The 25851-nt window shown below is 71.8% G+C and carries 16 protein-coding genes; 8 read left to right on the forward strand and 8 right to left on the reverse strand.

Annotated elements, in window-relative coordinates:
• Positions 1 to 3 precede the first annotated feature (3 nt).
• Positions 4 to 2400: an NAD-dependent DNA ligase LigA gene (gene ligA / locus LQF12_RS11270; protein WP_231055589.1), complete on the reverse strand. Its 2397-nt coding sequence runs from the start codon at positions 2398 to 2400 to the stop codon at positions 4 to 6.
• 65 nt (positions 2401 to 2465) lie between these two features.
• Between ligA and LQF12_RS11275 the strand changes: the two genes are divergently transcribed.
• Positions 2466 to 3710 carry a multidrug effflux MFS transporter gene (locus LQF12_RS11275; RefSeq protein ID WP_231053031.1) on the forward strand — a complete coding sequence of 415 codons (1245 nt, stop codon included), beginning with the start codon at positions 2466 to 2468 and terminating at the stop codon, positions 3708 to 3710.
• A gap of 12 nt (positions 3711 to 3722) precedes the next feature.
• Here the strand turns inward: LQF12_RS11275 and LQF12_RS11280 are convergent, their stop codons facing one another.
• Complete coding sequence (locus LQF12_RS11280) at positions 3723 to 4187, reverse strand: luciferase domain-containing protein (RefSeq protein WP_231053032.1); 465 nt, start codon at positions 4185 to 4187, stop codon at positions 3723 to 3725.
• Positions 4188 to 4272: 85 nt separating this feature from the next.
• On the opposite strand from LQF12_RS11280, the gene LQF12_RS11285 reads away from it, so the two are divergent.
• Positions 4273 to 5829, forward strand: a complete 1557-nt coding sequence (locus tag LQF12_RS11285; RefSeq protein ID WP_231053033.1) for an HNH endonuclease — start codon at positions 4273 to 4275, stop codon at positions 5827 to 5829.
• Between the two features lie 152 nt (positions 5830 to 5981).
• Here the strand turns inward: LQF12_RS11285 and mnmA are convergent, their stop codons facing one another.
• From mnmA to LQF12_RS11310, 5 genes are read right to left on the reverse strand one after another with little or no spacing between them, the layout of a single operon-like run.
• Positions 5982 to 7097, reverse strand: coding sequence for a tRNA 2-thiouridine(34) synthase MnmA (mnmA, locus tag LQF12_RS11290; protein ID WP_231053034.1), 1116 nt, complete (start codon positions 7095 to 7097; stop codon positions 5982 to 5984).
• On the reverse strand, positions 7097 to 8278 hold the full coding sequence (locus LQF12_RS11295; protein ID WP_231053035.1) for a cysteine desulfurase family protein: 1182 nt from the start codon (positions 8276 to 8278) through the stop codon (positions 7097 to 7099). The genes mnmA and LQF12_RS11295 overlap by 1 nt, the downstream gene beginning before the upstream one ends.
• A gap of 25 nt (positions 8279 to 8303) precedes the next feature.
• Positions 8304 to 9263: a phosphotransferase family protein gene (locus LQF12_RS11300; RefSeq protein WP_231053036.1), complete on the reverse strand. Its 960-nt coding sequence runs from the start codon at positions 9261 to 9263 to the stop codon at positions 8304 to 8306.
• Positions 9241 to 10200 (reverse strand): electron transfer flavoprotein subunit alpha/FixB family protein, encoded by a 960-nt coding sequence (locus tag LQF12_RS11305; RefSeq protein WP_231053037.1) that lies wholly within the window; start codon positions 10198 to 10200, stop codon positions 9241 to 9243. The genes LQF12_RS11300 and LQF12_RS11305 overlap by 23 nt, the downstream gene beginning before the upstream one ends.
• Positions 10200 to 10946, reverse strand: coding sequence for an electron transfer flavoprotein subunit beta/FixA family protein (locus LQF12_RS11310; RefSeq protein WP_354004670.1), 747 nt, complete (start codon positions 10944 to 10946; stop codon positions 10200 to 10202). The genes LQF12_RS11305 and LQF12_RS11310 overlap by 1 nt, the downstream gene beginning before the upstream one ends.
• Before the next feature lie 79 nt (positions 10947 to 11025).
• Between LQF12_RS11310 and glgX the strand changes: the two genes are divergently transcribed.
• From glgX to trpS, 3 genes are read left to right on the forward strand one after another with little or no spacing between them, the layout of a single operon-like run.
• Positions 11026 to 13131: a glycogen debranching protein GlgX gene (gene glgX, locus LQF12_RS11315; RefSeq protein ID WP_231053039.1), complete on the forward strand. Its 2106-nt coding sequence runs from the start codon at positions 11026 to 11028 to the stop codon at positions 13129 to 13131.
• Between the two features lie 9 nt (positions 13132 to 13140).
• Positions 13141 to 14775, forward strand: a complete 1635-nt coding sequence (locus LQF12_RS11320; protein WP_231053040.1) for an FAD-binding dehydrogenase — start codon at positions 13141 to 13143, stop codon at positions 14773 to 14775.
• A gap of 58 nt (positions 14776 to 14833) precedes the next feature.
• Positions 14834 to 15922, forward strand: coding sequence for a tryptophan--tRNA ligase (gene trpS / locus LQF12_RS11325; protein ID WP_231055590.1), 1089 nt, complete (start codon positions 14834 to 14836; stop codon positions 15920 to 15922).
• Between the two features lie 3 nt (positions 15923 to 15925).
• Here trpS and glgP read toward each other — a convergent pair whose 3' ends face one another.
• Complete coding sequence (glgP, locus tag LQF12_RS11330) at positions 15926 to 18520, reverse strand: alpha-glucan family phosphorylase (protein WP_231053041.1); 2595 nt, start codon at positions 18518 to 18520, stop codon at positions 15926 to 15928.
• A 64-nt stretch (positions 18521 to 18584) separates the two neighbouring features.
• On the opposite strand from glgP, the gene LQF12_RS11335 reads away from it, so the two are divergent.
• The 3 genes from LQF12_RS11335 to glgB are packed head-to-tail and all read left to right on the forward strand — an operon-like array spanning position 18585 to position 25845.
• A complete protein-coding gene (locus LQF12_RS11335) occupies positions 18585 to 20612 on the forward strand; it encodes an alpha-1,4-glucan--maltose-1-phosphate maltosyltransferase (protein ID WP_231053042.1) in 2028 nt (675 codons plus the stop codon).
• A complete protein-coding gene (gene treS / locus LQF12_RS11340) occupies positions 20609 to 22369 on the forward strand; it encodes a maltose alpha-D-glucosyltransferase (RefSeq protein WP_231053043.1) in 1761 nt (586 codons plus the stop codon). Before LQF12_RS11335 ends, treS begins: the two co-directional genes overlap by 4 nt.
• The gene (gene glgB, locus LQF12_RS11345) at positions 22366 to 25845 is read left to right on the forward strand and encodes a 1,4-alpha-glucan branching protein GlgB (protein ID WP_231053044.1); all 3480 of its coding nucleotides are present in this window, start codon (positions 22366 to 22368) and stop codon (positions 25843 to 25845) included. Before treS ends, glgB begins: the two co-directional genes overlap by 4 nt.
• The last annotated feature ends 6 nt before the right edge of the window (positions 25846 to 25851 follow it).

Below are 25851 nucleotides of genomic sequence, written 5' to 3' on the forward strand. Positions count from 1 at the left end.
CGCTCACGTCTCACGGTCGGCGACGGCGTCCGGCCCTCCCTCCAGCAAAGCCTGGAAACCGGCTTCGTCCAGGATGGTCAACCCGAGATCTCGCGCCTTGGTCTCCTTCGAGCCGGCGCCCGGGCCGACCACCACGTAGTCGGTCTTCTTGGAGACCGATCCGGCGGCCTTGCCTCCGGCGGCGATGATGGCCTCCTTCGCGCCGTCGCGGGAGAAGTGCTCCATCGACCCGGTCACCACCACGGTCAGGCCGGTCAGCGGGCCCTCCTCCCGAGCGGCCCCGGGGCCGAGGTGGTCGGGGATCGCGAAGCGCACGCCGGCCGCGCGCCACTGGCTGAGCACCTGCTGATGCCAGTCCACCGTCAGCCACTCGGTGACGGCCGCGGCGATCGCGGGACCGACGCCCTCCACCTGCGCGAGCTCGTCCTCGCCGGCCTTCTCGATGGCGTCCAGGGATCCGAACCACTCGGCGAGCGCGCGGGCGGCGACCGGGCCCACGTGTCGGATGTTGAGGCTGACGAGCTGGCGCCACAGCTCCTTGGTCTTCGCCTTCTCCAGCTCGGCGATCAGCGTCTCGGCCTGGCTCGAGGGCACCACCTGCTCGATCTGGCGGAGGCCGGCCTGACGCCGCTCGGCCGCCGTCATCCCCTCCGCCTCCGGTGGGTACCTGCGGACGGTCTTCTGGAACGGACGGCGGACGGAGGGTTCGCCGTCGTCGTCGGTCTTGGGCTCGCCGGTCTCGGCGTCCCGGACGACCACCTCGATCGGCACGAGTTCATCGATCGCGAGGTCGAACAGCCGGGCCTCGGTCACCAGCGGCGGGGTCCGCGGCACGCGTGGCTGGGTGAGGGCGGCCGCCGTCACCTCCCCGAGCGCCTCGATGTCGAGGCCGCCGCGGGAGCCGATGTGCTCGACCCGGCCACGCACCTGCGCCGGGCAGGACTCGGCGTTGGGGCACCGCAGATCGATGTCCCCCTCCTTCATCGGCCGCAGCGCCGTCCCGCACTCGGGGCACTCGGCAGGCATGACGAACTCGCGCTCGCTCCCGTCCCGCAGCTCCACGACCGGCCCGAGGATCTCCGGGATCACATCCCCGGCCTTGCGCAGCACCACCGTGTCCCCGATGAGCACGCCCTTGGCACGCACCACGTCCTGGTTGTGCAGCGTCGCTTGCCGCACCACGCTGCCGGCCACGAGCACCGGTTCCATCACGCCGTACGGGGTGGCGCGCCCGGTACGCCCGACGCCCACGGCGATGTCGAGCAGCGTGGTGTGGACCTCCTCGGGCGGGTACTTGTAGGCGATCGCCCAGCGCGGGGCACGGCTGGTGGCGCCGAGCTCCTCGTGCAGCGCGAGCTCGTCGACCTTGACGACCACGCCGTCGATCTCGTGCTCGACGTCGTGCCGGTGAGCGCCATGGTGCTCGACGAACGCCGCCACCTCCTCGATGGTGCTGCAGACCTTCGAGTACGGGCTCACGGGTAGTCCCCACCCGGCGAGCAGGTCGTAGATCTCGCTCTGCGCGGCCACCGGGGGGCGAGGCCAGGCGCCGATGCCGTGGACATACAGCCGCAGCGCCGCCACCCGGGCGTCGCCGGCCTCACGTTCCAGGCCCGCCTTCTTCTCCAACTGCTGGCGCAGACCACCGCTGGCGGCGTTGCGCGGGTTGGCGAAGGCGGGGAATCGGCGGGCAGCGGCGGTCGCCTCACGCTGCTCGTCGAACTCGGCCTTGCTCGCAGCGCGCGCCTGCCATCGTTGCCGGGCCGCCTCCACCGCCCGCTCCTGGAGCTCGGCCTGGAGGTCGTTCAGCTGCGCGAACGACTGGGTGGGGATGAACACCTCGCCGCGCACCTCCACCAGCTCGGGGTGCCCGGTGCCCTCGAGCCGCTCCGGAATCCCGGCCACCCGGAGGGCGTTGATCGTCACGTCCTCCCCCGTGCGGCCGTCGCCGCGGGTGGCCGCACTGGTCAGACGCCCGCGTTCGTAGCGCAACGAGATCGCCAGGCCGTCGATCTTGAGCTCACACAGCCAGGCCGGGGCGCGCGCGGCCGCGGCGGCGGTCTTGGCGGCCCACTCGGTGAGCTCAACCACCGAGAAGACGTTGTCGAGGCTGAGCATCCGCTCGGCGTGCTCCACCGGGTCGAACAGCGCCGAACGCGAGCCTCCCACCATCTGGGTCGGCGAGTCGGGGTCGCGGAGCTCGGGGTGCTCGGCCTCGAGCGTCTCGAGCTCGTGGAACAATTCGTCGAACTCGGCGTCGGAGAGCAGCTGGCTGTCCTCGTTGTAATACGCCTCACGCGCGCGGCGCACCTGGGCCGCGAGCTCGTCCCAGCGCGAACGGACCGCAGGGTCGAGCGTGGCGTCGTCGGTGGGGGTCGATGCGTCGTTCACGGTCCCCATTGTGGCCCGAGGCACCGACATCGGCGGAGTGAGCAGCACGGTCTCCCCTGTGATGTGATGGAGGAGTGAGGAGCCGAAGACCCAGCGACAGCTCGCGGTCCGGCTCACCCGAAAAGGTCGGGCTCCTGTTCACGATCGTGCTCGCCGGCTTGGCCATGATCGGTCCCTTCACGATCGACACCGTGTTCCCGGCGTTCGAGCAGATGGGCGGCGACTTCCGCGCCGACACGGCCGCCATGCAACAGGTGACGAGCCTCTACCTGCTCTCGTTCGCCGTCATGAGCATCTTCCACGGCCCGATCTCGGACGCCATGGGCCGCAAGCCGGTGATGATCATCGGCTTGCTCGGTTTCACCGCGGCCACGATCCTGTGCGCCCTGGCGCCGTCGCTGCCGGTGATGCTGGTGGGGCGGCTGCTGCAGGGCGGTTTCGCCGGCGCCGCCACGATCGTCAGCCGGGTGGTGATCCGGGACCTGTTCTCCGGGTCGGCGGCGCAGCGCCTGATGTCGAACGTGATGATGATCTTCTCGGTCGCGCCAGCGATCGCGCCCGTGGTGGGCGGATGGTTGCTGAGTGTGGGGCCCTGGCAGTCGATCTTCTGGGCGATCGCGGGTTACGGCGTACTCATGGCCGTCACCGTGGCCGTGGTGCTCCCCGAAACCCTCCCGACGGCGGAGCGTCGCCCCCTCAACGCGCCGTCCGTCGTGCGGGCGGTGATCCGGGTGGCGACGCGGGGTTCGGTGGTACGGCTGGCCCTGGTCACTGCCTGCACCTTCGGCGCTCAGTTCACCTACATCGCTGCCGCGCCGATCATCGTGGTGGACCTCTTGGGGTTGGGCGAGCAGGACTTCTGGGTGCTGTTCGTGCCGCTGATCGGCGGGATCATGGCGGGAGCATTCATCTCCGGGCGCACCGCGGACAGGGTGCCTCGCCGGCAGCTGATCGACGTGGCGATGGCGACCGCACTGGTGGCTGTCACGGTGAACGTGTTCATCGTCGCGTGGCAGCCCTCGCTTCCGTGGATGATGCTCGCTCCCCCGCTGGCCGCGACGGCGATCGGCACCATGTTCCCGGTGCTGAACCTGGAGATCCTGGATCAGGCGCCGGACGATCGCGGTGCCGCGGCCTCGCTGGGGGCGTTCGGAACGCTGTTCGGCAATGCCGTGCTCGCCGGGGTGATCGTGCCGGTGGTCTCGGACTCGCTGCTGCACCTGGCGCTCACGAGCCTCGTGTATGCCGTGCTCGCGATGGTGCTCTGGCGGTGGCACCGGTCCAGGCCGGAGGTGCTGGCGGCCGAGGATGCGCAGTAAGGGAGTGACGAGTCAGGTCGAGCGGCCCGGGTAGGCGAAACTCAGGCTCTCGTCGATCACGGTGACAACGGCCTCGAGTTCGCTCGCATCGCGCGGGCCGTAGATCATGAACTCGGTGTCGTGGTCGGCGTACTGGTGCGGTTCGGCCCAGCCCAGCCGCACGAGGTCCGCTCCTCGGTTCGCCGGCAGGACCGCGTGCATACTGGTGTCGCCCACGCCGTGCAGATGCACCGGCTCGAGGCGTCCGCCCGGCGCCAACGAGGTCTCCGGAGCGCGCTCAACAGTCATCTCACTGAAGAAGACGGCCCGTGACGACGGGGGCGAGACCTGACTGATGCCCTCCACCACGCCATCGAGCTGGAAGACCCTGGCCACCAATTCGCCCCACAGGGCTGCGGGGGCGCGCTGCTCCAGCTGACGGTGCGGCCCCTCGTCGGAGGTCGTCGGACGCGTTCCAGGCCTCGGCTCGTTCAGCATCCCCGGATCGTAGGCGATTCGATGCGATGTGGGCTCTGAGCTGGGGTGATGGGGCGGTGTCGGTGGTCGGTGGGAGGCTTCTTTCATGACATCGACAGCCACGGTTTCCTCGTTCTCGGCTCCGGCCGAGAAGGAACTGTTGGCCGCGGTGCGGGCCAATGGGGTCGCGGCTCGGGCGGTGGAGGTCGAGCGGGCGGAGCTGGTGCTGGCGTGGGTGCGCGAGTCGGTCGTGGACCCGGAGGAGACAACCAGGACCGCGGTCTTCGACCCAGACCTCCACCCGGGGCTGCCGGGCACCGAGCAGCCGATGCGCCTGGCTGGGGACGGCGCCCCGTGGGTGTCGGATCTGGGGTTCACTCGCCTGGCCGCAGCGTTGGGGCAGTCGAACGAGGCCGCCATGAACTATGTCGGCGGGGTGGTCGAGCTCGCCTACCGGTTGCCGGTGCTGTGGTCCCGGGTGCGGGCCGGGCAGGTCAGTGTGCATCGGGCCAGGGCGGTGGCGCGGTTGAGCAAGAAGCTCCCCGCCGCTGGTGCCGCCTGGGTCGATGCCCAGGTCGCCTGGACGATCGGGACCTGCTCGATGGCTCAGATCGAACGCACCGTGGCTGCGGCGGTGGCGAGGTTCGACCCCGACCAGGCCGAGCGGGACCGCGAGGCGGCGTTGGAGGGGCGGCGGGTGAACATCCACCTCGGCCGCGCCGGTGACGGTCAAGAGCCCGGGTCGATGAGCGTGGTCAGCATCGACGGCGGCCTCGACCTCGCCGACGCACTGGACCTGGAAGCAGCCATCTCCGCCCGCGCAGCAGCGTTGAAAGCCCTCATGCCCGGTGCCAGCGAGGACGTACGCAGGTCCATCGCGTTGGGTGACCTCGCCCGCGGACACACCATGGCCCCGGCCACCCTGCCGCACACCACCGGGGTCAGTGCCGACCAGGCCGGTGGGACTGGGCAGACCGGTGCGACCGCGACCAGTGAGGGTAGCGAGCCCGGAGGGGCGAGCGGGCGCACGGTGCTGCTGTATCTGCACCTGCCGGCCGCCGACCTCGATGAGCAGTCTTCTGGTGTGGGGCGGTGTGAGAACACCCGCTCCCCGATCACCCCCGAACAGGTCCGCACGTGGTGCGCCACCGCCGGGCGGGTGCTGGTGCGGCCGGTGATCGACCTCAACGCCGAGTACGCGGCCACCACCTATCAAGCCAGCCCCAGGCTGCGCGAGCAGGTCATCCTGCGCGACGGGACGTGCCAGTTCCCCTACTGCCACCGCACCGCCCGATCAGCCGACCTGGACCACATCGAACCGTACGAGCACGGCGGACCCACCACCTCGACCAACCTCGCCGCCCTGTGCCGGCGCCACCACCGGGCCAAGACCCATGCCGGCTGGACCTACCAGGTGATCACCCCCGGCACCTACCACTGGGCCAGTCCCGACGGCGCGGCATATCTCGTCACCCCCGCCGGCACCTTCCCCCTGCCCGGCTCACCGGGGACCGCAGCGACCTCGACCGCACGGGTGCGCCAACGCGCCCTGGACTCGATGCGCACCGCCGCGAAGGCGATGCCGGCACGTCCTCCCCGCGGGCAGCCGCCAGCAGCGCGCGGTCCCGGCAGCACCGGCGGCACCGACCCGCCACCCTTCTGATCACCCCGCCCCGGACCCCGCCGACCACCACCGTCGACGGGGACACCGGCATGTCCAGGACGCTCAATGGCAGCCGATCAGGGCGCTGCGTGGAGCAGACGAGGCAGCGAACTGGTGCGCGGAACAGGTGCGGGCGAGGGGCCCACTCCGCGCTACACCCCGCTCAGCGCCGCCCCACGCCCGGCCTTGACGATGTTGCCCTGCCCGAGCACCCGTGAGCCCTGGTAGACCACGATCGACTGGCCCGGGGCAATGCCACGCAGCGGTGACCCGAGCTCGGTCAGCAGTTCACCGTCGCGCAGCATGACCCGCGAGTCGACCGGCTCCCCATGGGCACGGACCTGCACGCTCACGTCCGTCCACTCTGCCGCCGGCACGTCATCGGCCAGCCACACCACTTCGCCGGCAGAGATCTCGGTGACCGAAAGCAGTTCGCTCGGCCCAACCACCACGCGGTTCGCCTTAGGGTCCACCTCCAGCACATACCGCGGCTTGCCGTCGGCTGCCGGGCGGTTCAGGCCCAGCCCGCGCCGCTGCCCGACGGTGTAGGCATAGGCGCCGTCATGCTCTCCCACTACGGCACCGTCAGCATCCACGACCTCACCGGGCGCAGCCCCCAGCCGGTCACGCAGGAAGCCCTGAGTGTCGCCGTCGGCCACGAAGCAGATGTCATAGGAGTCCGGCTTCGCCGAGACACTCAGGCCACGCTCGGCGGCCTCGGCTCGCACCTGGTCCTTGCTGGCCACCTCACCGAGCGGGAACAACGACCGCGCGAGCCGGTCCGCCCCCATCACGGCCAGCACATAGGACTGATCCTTCTCGGCATCCCCCGCCCGATGCAGTTCGCGCCGCACCCCACCCGCGTGCGGAGCGTCGACGATCCGCGCGTAGTGTCCCGTGGCCACGGCGTCGAAGCCGAGCGCCAGCCCACGATCGAGCAGCGCGTCGAACTTGATGTGCTGGTTGCACCGCACGCAGGGGTTCGGCGTCCGTCCGGCTGCGTACTCGGACAGGAAGTCCGCGACCACCGTGTCCTCGAACTCCTCCGAGAGGTCCCACACGTAGTACGGGATGCCCAGCACATCCGCAGCTCGCCTCGCGTCCGAGGCGTCCTCGATCGAGCAGCATCCGCGCGAGCCGTTGCGGTGCTGGGCACGCGAGCGCGAGAGCGCCATGTGCACGCCCACCACGTCGTGACCGGCGTCGACCGCCCGGGCCGCCGCCACCGCCGAGTCCACTCCTCCGGAGAGTGCTGCCAGCACCCGCATCAGGCACCCACCTTCACATCACGCGTCCTGCGCGGCCGGTACGCCGCCCGCGCCTGCTCCACCACCCGCGGCAGCACCGCGAGCACCGTGTCCACATCCTGCTCGCTCGAGGTCCACCCCAGGGTGAGGCGCAGACCGGAGCGGGCTGCGCCGTCGTCGGCCCCCATGGCAGCCAGCACGTGCGAGGGCTGTTGCACCCCCGCCTGGCACGCCGACCCCGACGACGCACACACCCCGGCCGCGTCGAGCGCGAACAACAACGCATCGGCATCGGCGCCGTCGACCCGCACGTGCAGGTTCCCGGGCAGCCGGCCCTCCCCCTCGGGCCCGCTCAGGTGCACGTCCGGGATCGCCAGCACGCCCGCCATCATCCGGTCCCGCAGTCCGGCCAGGCGCGCGGCCTCGCTCTCACGTGCCGTCACCGCCTCGTGGAGCGCAACAGCGAACGCCCGGATGGCCGGCACCGGGATCGTCCCGGACCGCACCGACCGCTCCTGCCCGCCCCCGTGCAGCAGAGGCGTCAGCCCCAGCTCCCGGCGCGCGAGCAGCGCCCCGATCCCGATCGGGGCACCGAGCTTGTGGCCGGACACCGTCAGCGCATCGACACCGCTGGCAGCGAAGTCGACCGGCACCTGGCCGACGGCCTGCACCGCATCGGTGTGCACCGGCACAGCCCAACGACCGGCCGCCTCGACCACCTCCGAGATCGGCTGCAGCGTGCCCACCTCGTTGTTGGCCCACATCACCGACACGGCGGCGGTGCGCTCGGTCACCGCATCCGTCAGAGCGTCGAGGTCCAGGCGCCCCGCCTCGTCCACACCCACCTCGGTCAGGTCGGCCCGCTCATGGGCGGCGAGCCACTGCGCGCTCTCCTGCACCGCAGGATGCTCGACGGCGGAGCTCACCAGTCCGCGCCGGGTGTCCGTGGCGCGGGCACGCCAGATGCCCTGGACGGCGAGGTTGTCGGCCTCGGTTCCACCGGCAGTGACGATCACCTCTGTCGGGTGGGCGCCCAGGTCGGCCGCGATGGACTCCCGGGCCTCCTCAACCAGCCGGCGAGCCGAGCGCCCGGCCGCGTGCAAGGAGGAGGGGTTGCCCACCTGCTCCAGCGCCTCGGCATACGCAGCCGCCGCCCCCGGTCGCACCGGGGTCGTCGCCGCGTGGTCGAGGTAGGTGATCACAGCTAGTCAGTCTACGTTTCGATGCTCACCTGAGCCGCTCCTGCAACCACCGCACCCCCACCAGACCCTGGTCCCTCTGGAAGCCGCGCAGGTGCGGGATACCGGCCGGAGGCGGCTGCAGCGAGCGATGCAGGAACATCCCCGTCAGGGCGGCCACCGCCACGGTCACCGCGCCGGGATCGGCCGCCGCGCCCACGGGACGACCCGTGAACAACTCCTCCGGCTCGCCCCCACCCTCGAGCGCCACCGAGGGCAGCATCCCGAGCAGATCCAGCCACGGCACACCCCGCGAGGCGTACGGCCAGTCCACCGCCAGCAGGCGGCCACCCGAGCGCACCATGTTGTCCGCCCGCAGGTCGTGATGGACCAACGCCGTCCCCTCAGTCGCCTCCGGCCACTGCGCGGCCAGGCCGGCGAGCTGCTCCAGCCGGGGCGCGAGCCAGCCGGCTGCCTCGCCCACCGAGTCCAGCAGCGACGCCGGCGCGAGCTCCAGCGCGGCCCACTCCCCGAACTCCAGCGCACTGATCGACTCGATCGCCGGGTCCTCGGGCGCCGCCACCCGGCCCACCGCCGCCACCAGGTCCAGCGCCTCAGCCAGATCCCCTGGCTGCCAGGGAATCCCTGGCCCGGGCCCGTCGGCGGCATCGAAGGCCAGCATCACCCAGGTGTTCCCGCCGGTCTCCAGCTCCGCCGACCACCGGAACGCCGGCGCCGGCAACTGGCCGGCCACCGGGCGTAACGCCTCGTTGACGGCTGCCTCACGCCGGTACAACTCCGCACTGAACTCGTTCTGCACCCGGGAGGCGACCTTCACGAACACCCGGTCACCGCCCTCGGTCACCAGCGTGGCGGCCATCCCCGGGCTGTACCCGCCCTCGTGACTGGTCGCGGTGACCACAGGCCCAGTGCGCTCGGAGACCAGCGCCCGGACGCCGTCGGGAAGCTGGGCCCAGGTGGTGCGGCTACGCACCGCCTCGATGCTCACGGATCGCCTCGGCCGCGTCGGTGAGCACGGAGGCCAGGTCACCCACCACGGCGAAGTCGGCCATCTCCACCAGCGGCGCCTCGGCGTCGATGTTGATGGCCACGATCGTCTGGGAGGCCGACATCCCGCCGATGTGGTGCGGGGCGCCGGAGATCCCGGCACCGATGTACAGCCGCGGCGCCACCGTCACCCCGGTCTGGCCGACCTGCGCGTCGTGCGGCAGCCACCCCTCGTCCACGCAGTCGCGGGTGGTCCCCACCGCGGCACCCAGCGCGTCCGCGAGCTCGTGCACGGCGTCGAAGTCGCCGAACGTCCCGCGCCCGGCCGCCACCACGACGGCCGCCTCAGCCAACGGCGGACGACCGCCCTCGCCGGCGTGCTCCTGCCTGCCCACCAGCTCCAGCCCGGCCGGGACAGCCGCGGTCACGGTCAGGGCGCCGGTCTGCACCTCGGCCGGGGTCGCGACCGGCTCGGCCTGCACGGCGTTGGGACGCACCGTGGCCACGCCGCACTCGGTGGTGACGGCGCAGCTCGTGTCCCAGGTGCCGCCGAAGGCACGCTTGGATCCGGCCAGCCGCCCCTCGTGCACCCTCAGGTCGCCGACGTCGATCAGCAGCCCCGCGCGCAGGTGGTGCGCAGCGTGGGCGGCGATCTCCTTCGTGGCGAAGGTGGAGCCGAGCAGCACCGCCGTGGCGCCGAGCTGCGTGGCCGCGTCCGCGAGCGCCTGCCCGACGGCGGCCGGTGCGTCGAGCGCGACCCCGCCGGTCTCCAGATGGACCAGTCGCGCAACGCCGTAGCGCCCCAGGGTCCGCGCGGCGTCCTCACCGAGCGCCGCGGGCGTCACGGCGACGACCTCGCCCACCTGCCGGGCCAGCGTCACCGCCTCGAGTGCGCTCTCGCGCGGGTCGCCGTCGAGATAGACCAGTGCCGTCGCCATCAGATCAGCCCTTCGGAGATGAGGTACTCGGCCAGCTTGCGCCCGCCCTGACCGTCGTCGTCGGTCACCAGCTGCGGCCCGGGGCGGGGCGGACGCTGCGACGCCTCGAGCACCTGGGTGCGGGAGGCGACGTCGCCCACCTCGAGCGAGAGATCGGCCAGGGAGACGGTGGCGACCTCCTTGGTCCGGGCCGCGAGGATCTCCTTCATCTTCGGCAGCCGCGGGCTGTTCGCCACATCGGTCACCGAGAGCACCACCGGCAGCGGAGCGCGCCAGGTCTCGGTGGCACCGGCCACCTCCCGCTCGATCGTGACCACACCGTCGGCGTGGGTGACCTCGTGGGCGACCGTCAGCTGCGGCAGGTCGAGCTCGGCGGCCAGCAGCGAGGGCACCACCGCGCCGAGCCCGTCGAGCGCAGCCATCCCGGTCACCACGGCGTCCACCGGCCCGAGCGAACGCACGGCGGCCGCGAGCGCCGTGGCGGTGGCGGCGTAGTCGGCACCGGCGAGGGCGTCGTCGAGCACGTGCACACCGCGGTCGGCGCCCATCTGCAGGGCGCGGCGCACCGCATCGACGGCGGGCGCCGGGCCGACGGTCACGGCGATGACCTCATCGCCGCCCAGGGAGAGAGCGGCCTCGACGGCGTTCTCGTCCACCTCGTTCAGCGTGCCGTCCTCGGTGGAACGCACGGTCCGCCCCTCGGCCGAGAAGGCACGGGCGGACTCCAGCTCGGGCACATGCTTCACGCACACTACGATTCGCATACGCCCAGCCTGCCACCCCTGGCGGCATCACCGGCAACTTCTCCCGATCGTGGACCACATCATGACCACTTCCGCAGTGCTCGAGCACGCCGCCGCACCCACCGCTGCCCGCCGGTGCGCCGACGAACCGCACCGGTTCGGGGTGCACCTGTGCGCCGAGGGCGTCGAGGTGCTGGTGCACGCCCCGCGAGCCACCGCCGTCGACCTGTGCCTGCTCGAGGCGAACCCGGACGGCACCTGGCAGGAGCGGCGCGTGCGCCTGCACCGCGCGCGATGGGGCCGGTGGGCGGGCGTCGTCCCAGGGGTTCGGGCTGGGCAGGCGTACGGGCTGCGGGTGCACGGGCCGTGGGAACCGAGCCACGGCCTGTGGCACAACCCCGACAAGCTCCTGCTGGACCCGTATGCGCGCGGGGTCATCGGCCACGTCCCGCTCGGCGTGGTCCTCGACGATGCCGCCGACGACGCCGCCCACCACCCGCGCACGCCCTGGGAGACCACGGTGGTCTACGAGGCGCACGTGCGCGGGCTGACGCAGCGCCTGCCGGGTGTGCCCGAGCACCTGCGCGGCACCTACGCGGGCCTGGCCCACCCCGAGACCGTGGCCTACCTGAAGGACCTGGGTGTCACCGCCGTCGAACTGCTCCCCATCCACGCGAAGGTGAGCGAACCCGCGCTGACGCAGCGGGGCATGAGCAACTACTGGGGCTACAACACGCTGTCCTTCTTCGCCCCCGAGCCCTCCTACGCGACGGCGGCCGCCCAGGAGGCGGGGCCGGCAGCCGTGCTCGCGGAGGTCAAGGGGATGGTCTCGCTCCTGCACGAGGCGGGCCTGGAGGTCATCCTCGACGTCGTCTACAACCACACCTGCGAGAGCGGCCTGGACGGTCCGCTGGTGTCCTGGCGGGGCCTGGACGGCGCCGGCTACTACCTGCACGAGGGCATCGGCCACACCCGGTACCTCGATGTGACCGGGACCGGTAATTCCCTCGACTTCCGCAGCCCCGCGGTGGTGCGGATGGCACTGGACTCGCTGCGGTACTGGTCGCAGGAGGTCGGTGTGGACGGGTTCCGCTTCGACCTGGCCGTCACCCTCGGACGGCGACGGGAGCGGTTCGAGGCCGACCACCCCTTCCTCGTGGCCCTGGGCGCGGACCCGGAGCTCGCCCGTCTGAAACTGATCGCCGAACCGTGGGACATCGGGCCCGACGGATGGCGTACCGGGCAGTTCCCCGCCCCGATGGCCGAGTGGAACGACCGCTTCCGGGACGCGATCCGCACCTTCTGGATCGCCGACGCCGCCGCTGCGGTGCACGGGCACAGCGGCAACGACCTGCGCGATGTGGCCACCCGGCTGGCCGGTTCGGCCGACATGTTCTCCCACCACCCGGCGCCGGACGGGCGTGGGCCGGTCGCCTCCATCAACTACGTCACCGCCCACGACGGCTTCACCCTTGCCGACCTCGTCGCCTACGACCACAAGCACAACGAGGCCAACGGTGAGGAGAACCGGGACGGCAGTGATCACAACATCTCCTGGAACCACGGGGTCGAGGGCGTCACCGACGATGCCGAGATCCTCGCCCACCGGCGCCGCACCATGCGCAATGTGCTCGGCACGCTGCTGCTCGCCTCGGGCACCCCGATGCTCACCGCGGGGGACGAGCTGGGCCGCACCCAGCACGGCAACAACAACGCCTACTGCCTCGACGACGAGAGCGTCTGGGTGGACTGGGACCTGGCACCCTGGCAGGAGGAGCTGCTGGCCACGACGCGGCACCTGCTGACGCTGCGACGCGAGCACCCCGCGCTGCGACCGGGACGGTTCGAACGGCCCGACCCGGTGCACCCGGGACTGGCCTGGTACGACGAGCACGGCGCCTCGATGAGCGTCGAGCGGTGGCACGACGTGCACCGCCGGGTGCTGCAGATGTACCGGCGTCCGCAGCTGCCCGAGGTCGGTCGCGACGCCCTCGTGGTGATCAACGGCGCCGCGAACCCGGTGCGCGTCACGCTGACCAGCGCCGGCGGCGAGGAGTTCACCCTGGTGTGGGACTCCGCGCAGGAGACCCCACCCGGCGAGTGTGAGCGGGCCGATGCCGGCACCACGGTGACCGTGCCGGAGCTGAGCATGCGGGTGTACCTGAGCTCCCCGGACCACCCCGGGTAGGGTTCGGGCATGAGTGACACCGACGTCATCGTCGTCGGCGCCGGCCTCGCCGGGCTGGTGACCGCCACCGAGCTCACCAGGCGGGGTGAGCGGGTGCTGCTGCTGGACGCCGAGCCGGCCGCGTCGATGGGTGGTCAGGCGCACTGGAGCTTCGGTGGGCTGTTCCTGGTGGACTCCCCCGAACAGCGCCGGCTCGGGGTGCGGGACCGCGCCGACCTGGCGTTCGCGGACTGGCTCGATGCCGCCGATTTCGCGCCCGGCGCCGACCGCGGCGAGGGGCCCGACGCCGCCGGCTACTCCTGGGCGCAGATGTTCGTGGAATTCGCCGCCGGACCCATGCGCGCGTGGCTGCACGAGCTCGGGGTGCGGTGGTTCCCCCTGGTGCAGTGGGCCGAGCGCGGCACGAACTCCGTACCCCGGTTCCACGTGACCTGGGGCACCGGGCCCGGGGTGCTCGCCCCGTTCCTGGCCGAGGCCCGCGCAGCACGGGACGAGGGCCTGCTGGACGTGCGCTTCCGCCACCGCGTCACCTCCCTGGTCCTCACCGACGGCGCGGTCACCGGCGTGCGCGCGGACCAGCTCACGCCGGCGGCCACCGGCCGGGGCGCGCGCTCCTCCCGGGAGGTGACCGCCTCGGTCGAGCTCAGCGCCGGAGCGGTGGTGCTGGCCACCGGTGGCAACGGCGGCAACCACGACGCCGTCCGCTCCACCTGGCCGGATGAGGCCGGACGTCTGCCCGAGGTGCTGCTCTCCGGCGTCCCGGATGCCACCGACGGCAAAGGGCTCGACGCAGCCCGCGCCGCCGGCGCCGCCACCGTGCACGCCGGCCGGATGTGGCACTACCCCGAGGGCATCGCCATGCAGCACCCGGTCTGGAGCGGGCACGGCGTGCGCATCCTGCCCGGCCCGAGCTCGCTGTGGCTGGACTCCGCGGGCCACCGGCTGCCGGCACCGCTGTTCCCCGGCTTCGACGCGCTGGGGGCGCTGCAGCACCTGACCCGCCACGGGCACGAGCACAGCTGGTTCCTGCTCAACAAGGCCATCATGGAGACCGAGTTCGCCCTCTCCGGCTCGGACCAGAACCCGGACCTGACGGGCAAGGACCTGCGACTGCTCAGCCGCCGCCTGCTGCCCGGGTCGGTGGGCCCGGTGGCAGACATCGCCGACCACTCCCCCGACTTCGTGTGGGGCCGCACCCCGGCGGACCTGGCGGCCGGCATGAACGCCCTCGTGGGCGATGAGGCCATCGACCCGACCGAGCTGGCGCGGCTCGTCGAGGCCCGCGACGCCCAGGTGCGCAGCGGCCTGGGCCGGGACCCGCAGCTCACGGCCATCCACCACGCCCGCCGCTACGTGGTCGACAAGCGGATGCGGGTAGCGCCCCCGCGGCCGCTGACGGAGGCCAAGGACGGGCCGTTGCTCGCCGTCCGGCTGCGGGTGCTCACGCGCAAGAGCCTGGGAGGGGTGCACACCGACACCCAGACGAGGGTGCTGCGCAGTGACGGCAGCGTGCTGCCCGGGCTCTACGCCGTCGGGGAGGCCGCCGGCTTCGGAGGCGGAGGGGTGCACGGGCACCGGGCGCTGGAGGGCACCTTCCTCGGTGGATGCCTGCTCACCGGGAAGGTCGCCGGCGGGGCCATCTGAGGATCGCGCGTGCTCCTAGGATGGGCAGGTGAGTTCCGACGTCTCCCCCGCACCCGATATGCCGACCGACGAGTTGAGCACCGAGGCCACCATCGACCGGTCGCTGGCCGCCGCCGTGACGCGCAGCGCCGAGATCGAGGCGCAGCTGGCCACCGACCCCTCGGGGCTGCGGGTGCTCACGGGCGACCGACCCACCGGGCGGCTGCACCTGGGGCACTACCTGGGCACGCTGCGCAACCGGGTGCGCCTGCAGAACCTCGGCGTCGAGACGATGCTGCTGGTGGCCGACTACCAGGTGATCACCGACCGCGACGACGCCGGGCCGATCGCCGAGCGGGTGCGCGACCTCGTGACCGACTACCTGGCCATCGGGATCGATCCGGCGCGCACCACGGTGTTCGCGCACTCGGCGGTGCCGGCCCTGAACCAGCTGATGCTGCCGTTCCTCTCGCTCGTCACCGACTCCGAGCTGCGTCGCAACCCCACCGTGAAGGCCGAGTTCGAGGCCACCGGCGGGCGGCCGATGAGTGGGTTGCTGCTGACCTATCCGGTGCACCAGGCCGCCGACATCCTGTTCTGCAAGGGCAACCTGGTGCCGGTGGGCAAGGACCAGCTGCCCCACCTGGAGCTCACCCGGGTGATCGCGCGCCGGTTCAACGAGCGCTACGCCGGTGGTGAGACGGTGTTCCCCTCTCCCGACGCGCTCCTCACGCAGGCCACGAACGTGCTCGGCGTGGACGGGCAGAAGATGTCGAAGTCCCGGCGCAACACGATCGAGCTGGCGATGACCGAGGACGAGACCGCCAAGCAGCTCAAGCGTGCCGTCACCGACTCCGACCGGGTCATCACCTACGACCCCGAGGCGCGCCCCGAGGTCGCGAACCTGCTGCTCATCGCGGCCGAGATGACCGGGCGCGAGCCGGCGCAGATCGCCGCCGAGATCGGTGACGGCGGCGGCGGCGGGCTGAAGAAGCTGGTCACCGAGGCAGTGAACGAGCACCTGCGGCCCATCCGCGCGCGCCGCCGCGAGCTCGAGGCCGACCCCGGCGCCGTGGACGAGGTCCTGCGCCGGGGCAACGAGCGGGCGAACGAGATCGCGGGGGCCACGCTCGACGAGGTCCGCCGAGCGATGCAGATGGTCTACTGACGCTCAGCTCGCCGATGTCACCAGCCCCAGCTCGGTGTGCCCGGCCAGGTGCGGGTGCCGCGGCACGATCCGCACCGCGTACCCGAACGGCCCGGCCTGGGCGAGGGTGAAGACGCGGGAGAACTGGTGGCGCCCGCCCTCGTAGGAGTCGGTCAGCGGGAGCGCGGCGGTGCCGAAGTCGTCGATCTCGTCGTCCTCACCGACCCGGCCGTAGTTCACCTGGACCTCGACGTCCTCGGGCCGCAGGTCGCCGAGCGAGACGAAGGCCTTGACCGTCACATGGTCCCCGACCTTGACCGCCTCGTGCAGGCCCTCGGACTCGACGTGGTCGACCCGCACCCCGGACCAGGCCGCGCGCGCCCGGGCCTTCCAGTCCGCCAGCTCCACGGCCGCGGCCCGGTCACCACCGTTGAGCGCCCGCGAGAACTCCGCGGTCGGGGTGTACAGCTCGGTCACGTACTCACGCACCATCCGGGTGGCCTGCACCTTCGGGCCGAGGGTGGCCAGGGTGTGGCGCACGTTCTCCAGCCAGTGCACCGGCAGCCCGCCGGTGCGGTCGTAGAACCGCGGCGCCACCGTGTGCTCGAGCAGGTCGTAGAGCGCGGCGGCCTCCAGGTCGTCGCGGTGCTCCGGATCGTCCACGCCGTCGGCGGTGGGGATGGCCCAGCCGTTCTCGCCGTCGTACATCTCGTCCCACCACCCGTCGAGGATGGACAGGTTCAGCGAGCCGTTCAGCGCCGCCTTCATCCCGGAGGTCCCGCACGCCTCCAGCGGGCGCAGGGGGTTGTTCAACCAGACGTCACAGCCCGGGTACAGGGTCTGCGCCATCTCGATGTCGTAGTTGGGCAGGAACACGATGCGGTGGCGCACGTCCTCGGCGTCGGCGAACTGCACCAGCTTCTGGATCAGCCGGATCCCCTGCTCGTCGGCCGGGTGGGACTTGCCCGCCACCAGGATCTGCACCGGCCGCTCGGGGTCGGTCAGCAGCCGCCGCAGGCGCTCGGTGTCCCGCAGCATCAGCGTCAGCCGCTTGTAGGTCGGCACGCGGCGCGCGAACCCGATGGTCAGCACGTCCGGGTCTAGCACACCGTCCACCCAGCCCAGCTCCGCCGGGGAGGCGCCACGCTTCAGCCACGACTTACGCACCCGAGCCCGCGCATCCTCGACCAGCCGCGAGCGCATCTGCCGTCGCAGCTGCCACAGCGTGGCGTTGTCGATACCGCCCTCGGGCTTGTACCAACCCGTTCCGGTGGCGAGCTCGTCGGCGGTGAAGTACTCCGCCTGCGCGCGCGCGAACTCGGGATCGGTCCAGGTGCCGGCGTGCACCCCGTTGGTCACCGACGTGATCGGCACCTCGGAGACGTCGAATCCCGGCCACAGCGCGGCAAACATCCCCCGCGAGACGCGCCCGTGCAGCTGGGCCACGCCGTTGGCGCGCTTGGCCAGCCGCAGCCCCATGACGGCCATGTTGAACACCCCAGGGTCACCACCGGTGTAGGTCTCGCGGCCCAGGGCGAGCACGTCCTCGACGGCGATCCCGGCCAGCTCGTTGCCACCGCCGAAATGCTCGGCGATCAGGTCGGCGCCGAACCGGTCGATCCCCGCGGGCACGGGGGTGTGGGTGGTGAACGCCGTGCCGGCCCGCACCGCCTCGGCCGCCGCCGCGAAGGAGAGCCCCTCGCCGGCGATGAGCTCGCGGATCCGCTCGACGCCCAGGAAACCGGCGTGGCCCTCATTGCAGTGGTACACCTCCGGTTCGGGCGCCCCGGTGAGCCGGGAGTGCACCCGCAGCGCCTTCACCCCGCCCATGCCCAGCAGCAGCTCCTGGTGCAGCCGGTGCTCGCTGGTGCCGCCGTAGAGGCGGTCGGTCACCCGCCGCGCCAGATCGTCGTTCTCGGGCACGTTGGAGTCCAGCAGCAGCAGGGGCACGCGGCCCACGTCGGCGCGCCAGATCTGCGCGTGCAGGGTCCGCCCTCCGGGCAGTCCCAGGCTGATCTTCGACGGCGTCCGGTCCGCCTCCCGTACGAGCGTCAGCGGCAGGTTGTCGGGGTCGAGCAAGGGGTAGGTCTCGTGCTGCCAGCCCTCACGCGTCAAGGACTGCCGGAAGTAGCCGGCGCCGTAGAGCAGCCCGACGCCGACGATGGGCGCGCCCAGGTCGGAGGCGCTCTTGAGGTGGTCACCGGCGAGGATCCCCAGGCCGCCGGAGTACTGCGGCAGTGCTCCCGTGATCCCGAACTCGGCCGAGAAGTAGGCGATCGCGGCAGGCAGCGCCGCCTCCCCTGCCTCCGCCCGGCGGCGGACCTCCCCCTGGTACCACCGCTCCTGCTCGCGGTAGCGGCGGAGATCGTCGGCGAGCTCGCCCACCCGGGCCACGAAGGCGGGGTCGGCGGCGAGCTGCTCGAGCCGCTCCGGCGACAATCCGCCCAGCAGCGCGACGGGGTCGCCGTGCACGGCGGCCCAGCGTTCGCGGTCGAGACCGGCGAACAGCTCGCGCGTGGGTTCGTGCCAGGCCCATCGAAGGTTCAGGGCGAGCTCGTCCAGAGCTGCCAGTGCGTCGGGAAGTACCGTGCGGACGGTGAATCGTCGGATCGCTCTCACGCGGGCAGCATAAGGGTTAGCGCTACGGGGTGTGCCCGAGCGCTGTGGTCGGTAGGTTCGAGGGGTGAGCACTTCAGCAGCCGCCCCCCAGCCGACGCCCCGGGCTCCGATCGGACGGATCCCGGTGATCGAGGTCGCCCCGACCGTGGAGAACGGCCGCTGGCCCGCGAAAGCGGTCGTGGCCGAGGCCGTCCCCGTGCGTGCCACCGTCTTCCGCGAGGGCCACGACGCGGTCGCCGCCACCGCCGTCCTGGTCGCCCCGGACGGCAGTGACCACTCCTGGGCGCCGATGCGCGACGTCTCCCCCGGGCTGGACCGCTACGAGGCGCACCTGGTGCCGGACGCGCCCGGGGCCTGGGGCTTCCGGGTGGAGGGCTGGTCGGACCCCTACGCCACCTGGCACCACGACGCCACGGTGAAGGTCGATGCCGGCGTCGACGTCGAGCTGATGCTGACCGAGGGCGCGCTGGTGCTCGAACGTGCCCTGACCGAGGTGGCCCGCACCCCCGACGGCGCACGCACCCTGCGCGACGCCGTCACCGGGCTGCGGGACGTCAGCAGGCCGCCCCACGCCCGCCTGGCGGCGGGCACCGCACCCGAGGTGCAGGACGTGCTCGCGGCCGCCCCGCTGCGCGAGTACGTCTCCGCCTCGGCCACCTATCCGCTGACCGTGCACCGCGAGCGCGCCCTGTACGGCTCCTGGTACGAGCTGTTCCCGCGGTCGGAGGGCGCCTATCAGGATCCGGACACCGGCGCCTGGATCTCCGGCACGCTGCGCACGGCCGCCGAGCGGCTGCCCGCGATCGCGGAGATGGGCTTCGACGTCGTCTACCTCACCCCGATCCACCCGATCGGGACCACGAACCGCAAGGGCCGCAACAACACTCTCGAGGCACTGCCGGGCGACCCGGGCTCGCCCTACGGAATCGGCGGGCCGGAGGGCGGTCACGACGCGATCCACCCGGACCTGGGCGACTTCGCCGACTTCGACGCCTTCGTCGACCGTGCCCGCGCGCTCGGCATGGAGGTCGCGCTCGACCTGGCACTGCAGGCCTCCCCCGATCACCCGTGGGTGCGCAATCACCCGGAGTGGTTCACCACCCGGGCGGACGGCTCGATCGCCTACGCGGAGAACCCGCCCAAGAAGTACCAGGACATCTACCCGCTGAACTTCGACAACGACCCGGCCGGCATCTACACGGCCGTCCGGGAGATGGTGCAGGTCTGGATCGACCACGGCGTCACCGCGTTCCGGGTGGACAACCCGCACACCAAGCCGCTGCCGTTCTGGGAATGGCTGCTGGCCGACGTCGCCGCCCAGCGCCCGGACGTGCTGTTCCTCTCCGAGGCCTTCACCCGCCCGGCGATGATGCGCACGCTGGCCACGATCGGGTTCCACCAGTCCTACACCTACTTCACCTGGCGTCACACCAAGGAGGAGCTGACCGAGTACTTCACCGAGGTCAGTGGTGACGGTGCCGCCGTGATGCGCCCCAGCTTCTGGCCCACCACGCACGACATCCTCACGCCGTACATGCAGCAGGGCGGCGCGTCGGCGTTCGCGATCCGGGCGGTCCTCGCGGCCACCGGATCGCCCACCTGGGGGATCTACTCCGGCTACGAGCTGGCCGAGCACGTGGCCCGCCCCGGGGCGCAGGAGCAGATCGACAACGAGAAGTACGAGTACAAGCCCCGCGACTTCGAGGCGGCGGCCCGCCAGTACGGCCTGACCGACCTGCTGCGGAGCCTGAACCAGGCACGCCGGGAGCATCCTGCCCTGCAGCGGCTGCGCAACCTGACCGTGCACCCCACCACCGACGAGGCGATCTTCTGCTTCTCCCGCCGGGTGCCCGCCGAGCAGTCGCCATCGGGTCAGGAGGATGTGATCATCGTGGCGGTGACGCTGGATCCGTACACCACGAGGGAGTCACTCATCCATCTGGACATGCCCGCGCTCGGGCTCGAGCCCGGCGCCGAGTTCATCGCCCACGACCACCTCACCGGTGAGTCCTACGCCTGGGGCGCGACCCCGTTCGTGCGGCTCGATCCGTACGGCCGGTGCGCGCACGTGCTGCACGTGAGGACCTCATGAGCACCGCCCACCGCCGCGGCCAGCTCACCCTGACCGATCAGACGCGGCCCGGGCTGAGCGAGGACCCGCACTGGTACCGCACGGCCGTCTTCTACGAGGTGCTGCTGCGCGCGTTCTCCGACTCCGACGGCTCCGGCACCGGTGACCTGCGCGGACTGATCGACCGGCTCGACTACCTGCAGTGGCTCGGCGTGGACTGCCTGTGGCTGCCCCCCTTCTACCCCTCCCCCCTGCGCGACGGTGGCTACGACGTCTCCGACTACACCTCGGTGGCCGAGCAGTACGGCACGATCGAGGACTTCGCCGAGCTGGTCGAGGCCGCTCATGCCCGCGGGATCCGGCTGATCATCGACCTGGTGATGAACCACACCAGCGATCAGCACCCGTGGTTCCAGTCCTCCCGCTCCAACCCGAACGGGCCCTACGGCGACTTCTACGTCTGGGGTGACGACCCCGACCGTTACGGTGAGGCTCGCATCATCTTCGTCGACACCGAGGTCTCCAACTGGACCTTCGACCCGGTGCGCCGGCAGTACTTCTGGCACCGGTTCTTCTCCCACCAGCCGGACCTGAACTTCGAGAACCCGCGGGTGCAGGAGGCGATGTTCGACATCGTCCGTTTCTGGCTGCGCACCGGCGTGGACGGGTTCCGGCTGGATGCCGTGCCCTATCTGTTCGAGGAGGACGGCACCGACGGCGAGAACCTGCCCCGCACCCACGAGTTCCTCGCCGAGGTGCGCCGGCTGGTCGACACCGAGTTCCCCGGCCGGCTCATGCTGGCCGAGGCGAACCAGTGGCCGCACGACGTGGTCGAGTACTTCGGGTCCCCCGAGGACCCCGAGTGCCACATGTGCTTCCACTTCCCGGTCATGCCGCGGATCTTCTACGCCCTGAAGGAGCAGTCGGCGCGCAGCATCGTGCAGATCCTGGACGACACCCCCGCGATCCCGGCCGGGGCGCAGTGGGGCACGTTCCTGCGCAACCACGACGAGCTGACGCTGGAGATGGTCTCGACCGAGGAGCGGGCCGCGATGTACGGGTGGTACGCACCCGATCCGCGGATGCGGGCCAACGTCGGCATCCGCCGCCGGCTCGCGCCGCTGCTGGACAACTCACGCGCCGAGATCGAGCTCGCCCATGCGATGCTGCTCTCCCTGCCCGGCAGCCCGTGCCTGTACTACGGCGACGAGATCGGCATGGGGGACAACATCTGGCTGCCCGACCGGGATGCCGTGCGCACCCCGATGCAGTGGGATCCCGACCGCAACGCCGGCTTCTCGGCGGCCACCGATCCGGGCCGGATGTACCTGCCGGTGGTGCAGAACCTCACCAACAGCTACCACCAGCTGAACGTGGAGTCCCAGCTGGCCATCCCCACCTCGCTGCTGCACTGGGTGCGCGGCATCCTGGAGGTGCGCCGGCGCCACCCGGTCTTCGGGACCGGCGACTACGTCCCGCTGGAGGCCGACAACGAGGCCGTGCTGGCCTTCCTGCGCACCGAGGGCGGCCCCGACGGCGAGACGATCCTGTGCGTGGCCAACCTCGCGGCCACCCCACGGGCGACGCGTATCCGCCTGCCGGGGCTGGCGGGCCGCGGCCTGGTCGACCTCTTCGGCGGTGAGGCGTTCCCGCGCATCGCACCCGTCGCCGCCTCCACGGCGCAGGGCACCGAGGCCGAGGAGGAGCCCCTGGACGGCGAGGTCGAGCTCACGCTCGGCTCGCGCGACTTCTTCTGGCTGCAGGTGGTCACCTCATGACCGCTCAGGACTCCCCGTTGCTGCTCGAGCTCATCGATCCGTGGCTGCGGCAGGCGCGCTGGTTCCCCGCCAAGGACGATCCCGAGGCCGATCTCTCGGTGCTTGAGGTCATCGATCTGCCGGACCCGCTCGAGGAGGCGGCGTGCAGCATCGTGCTGCTGCGGCTGCAGGGCAGCACCGTCTCGGCCGTGCTGCAGGTGCCCCTGGTGGTCGTTCCGGCCGGCCCGGATGCGGACTCCCCCGGCCGGATCGCCGCCCTCGGCCGGGACTCGGTGCTCATCGACGGCCCCCACCACCCGGCCTTCCTGCGGGCGTGGCTCGCGGTGGCCCAGGCTCCCGAGGGTGCCGGTCTCGCCCTCGCCGACCTCGACCCGGCGAGCGGGACGGTGCACACCGGTGAGCAGTCCAACACCTCCGTCCGCCTGAGCACCCACGACGACGCCCGCTCGGCCATCCTGAAGATCTTCCGCGTCCCGGCGTCCGGGCCCAACCCCGAGATCGAGGTGGCGGCCGCCCTGGCCGCCGCCGGGTGGCGGCACGTGCCCGAACCGCTGGGATGGCTCACCTGCGGCTGGCCGGGCGCGGCCGATGAGCCCGCCCGGCCCGATGACACCGTGGACCTGGGGGTCATCTCCGCGTTCGTGCCGGGAGCCGAGGACGGCTTCGAGCTGGCCTGCGCCCATGCGCGCGAGGGCCGTGACTTCCGTGAGCCGGCGTTCGATCTGGGCCGGCGCACCGCGCAGATGCACACGGTGCTCGCCGACGCCCTCGGGGTCGGCCCGGGCGAGGTCACCACCGGGCTGCGCGAGCGGGCCCGCTGGGCGGTCTCCGCCGTGGCCGAGCTGCAGCCCTGGCGAGCCGCCGTGGAGGCGGCCACGGACGCCGTCGGGAATCTGCCGGCCCCGCCGGCCCAACGGATCCACGGTGACCTGCACCTGGGTCAGGTGCTGCGCCGTGGCGAGGACTGGTTCGTGCTCGACTTCGAGGGCGAACCGCTGCGCCCGCTCGCCGAGCGCAGCGCCCGGGACCAGCCGCTGCGCGACCTCGCGGGGCTGCTGCGCTCGGCCGACTACGCCGCCACCGTCGGTCAGGCCCCGCCGGGCTGGGCCGGGCAAGTCCGCCAGGCGCTCGTCGAGGGCTACCTGAGCGAACGCCCGCAGACCGACCTACGGTTGCTCGACGCGCTGGAGCTGGACAAGGCGTTGTACGAGGCCGTGTACGAGAAGCAGAACCGTCCGGACTGGCTGCCCATCCCGCTGGCTGCGATCCGCCGACTGATCGAGGAGCCCGCCATGACCGACCACCTCAGCCCCGCCCCCGTGCCCGAGGAGGTGCTCGACCGCGTCGCGGCCGGCACCCACCACGGCCCGCACGATGTGCTCGGGCCCCACCTCCACGACGGCGTCCTGACTATCCGCACGATGCGCCACCTGGCCACCGCGGTCACCATCCGCACCCCCGACGGCGAGGTCCCGGCCCGCCACGAGCGGGGCGGCATCTGGACCGTGGTCCTGCCGGCTCAGGAGGTCCCCGACTACCGGGTGCACGCCGTCTACGACGACGGTGCCGCCGTCACCGACGATCCCTACCGGTTCCTGCCGACCGTCGGAGAGATGGACCAGCACCTGATCTCCGAGGGGCGCCATGAGCAGCTGTGGACCGTGCTCGGCGCCCGGGTCCGGCGCTACCCCTCGGCCCTCGGCGAGGTGCACGGCACCTCGTTTGCGGTCTGGGCGCCGAACGCCCGCGCCGTGCGCGTGGTGGGCGACTTCAACCGCTGGGACGGGCGCGGCAACGCGATGCGAGCGCTCGGCTCCTCCGGCGTCTGGGAGATCTTCGTCCCCGGCGTGGCCGCGGGCGAGAGGTACAAGTTCGAGATCTGCCGCAGCGATGGCTCGTGGGAGATGAAGGCCGACCCGATGGCCCGCGCCACCGAGGTGCCACCCGCCACCGCCTCGGTGGTGGAGGAGACCGCCTACACCTGGGACGACGAGGCGTGGATGACCCGCCGCGCCGCGACCGACCCGCACACCGGGCCGATGAGCATCTACGAGGTCCACCTCGGGTCCTGGCGCCAGGGGCTGAGCTATCGCGACCTCGCCGACCAGCTGGTCGAGTACGTGCAGTGGATGGGCTTCACCCACGTCGAGCTGATGCCCGTGGCCGAGCACCCCTTCGGCGGCTCGTGGGGCTACCAGGTGACCTCCTACTACGCCCCGACCTCCCGCTTCGGCAGCCCGGACGAGTTCCGCCACCTCGTCGACCGGCTCCACCGGGCCGGGATCGGCGTGATCGTGGACTGGGTGCCCGCCCACTTCCCGAAGGATGCCTGGGCGCTGGCCCGGTTCGACGGCACCGCCCTGTACGAGGACCCGGACCCGCTGCGCGGGGAGCAGAAGGACTGGGGCACCTACGTCTTCAACTTCGGCCGCAACGAGGTGCGCAACTTCCTGGTGGCCAACGCCCTCTACTGGTTCACCGAGTTCCACATCGACGCGTTGCGGGTGGACGCCGTCGCCTCGATGCTCTACCTGGACTACTCCCGCGAGGCCGGGCAGTGGCGGCCCAATGCCCGGGGCGGGAGGGAGAACCTGGAGGCCATCCAGCTGCTGCAGGAGACCAACGCCACCGCCTACCGGGTGGCGCCGGGGATCATGATGATCGCCGAGGAGTCGACCGCATGGCCCGGCGTGACCACACCCACCGAGCACGGCGGGCTAGGCTTCGGCCTGAAGTGGAACATGGGCTGGATGAACGACACCCTGAGCTACCTGGCCGAGGAGCCGATCAACCGCCGCTACCACCACGGTGAGCTGACGTTCTCACTGGTGTACGCCTTCTCGGAGCGCTTCGTGCTCCCGCTCAGCCACGACGAGGTCGTGCACGGCAAGGGCTCGTTGTGGGAGCGGATGCCCGGGGATCTGTGGGCCAAGCTCGCCGGGGTGCGCCTGCTGCTCGCCTACCAGTGGACCCATCCGGGCAAGAACCTGATCTTCATGGGCGGTGAGTTCGCCCAGAACCGGGAGTGGGCCGAGTCGGGGTCGCTGGAGTGGGCCCTGAGCGACACCCCGTCCCACGCCGGTGTCCGGCAGATGCTGCGCCGGCTCAACCACCTGTACACCGAGAGCCCGGCGCTGTGGGCCGAGGACTTCTCCCACGAGGGCTTCGAGTGGATCGAGGCCAACGACGGTGACCACAACGTCATCGCCTATCTGCGCAAGGGCGGCGGCGAGCAGCTGCTGGTGGTCGCCAACTTCTCCGGCAGCACCCACGAGGACTACCGGGTGGCTGTGCCCGTCGCCGGCCGGTGGACCGAGGTGTTCACCACCGATCACGGCGACTTCGGAGGCAGCGGCGTCGTCAACGGCGAGCGCATCGCCGAGGAGGTGCCGTGGCACGGCCGGGCGCACTCCCTGGTGCTGCGGGTGCCGCCGATGGGCGTGAGCGTGCTGCGGCCCGAGCAGGCGTCGCAGTAGGTCGGC

It is taken from the genome of Ruania suaedae (genome assembly GCF_021049265.1).
GTDB lineage: Bacteria > Actinomycetota > Actinomycetes > Actinomycetales > Beutenbergiaceae > Ruania > Ruania suaedae.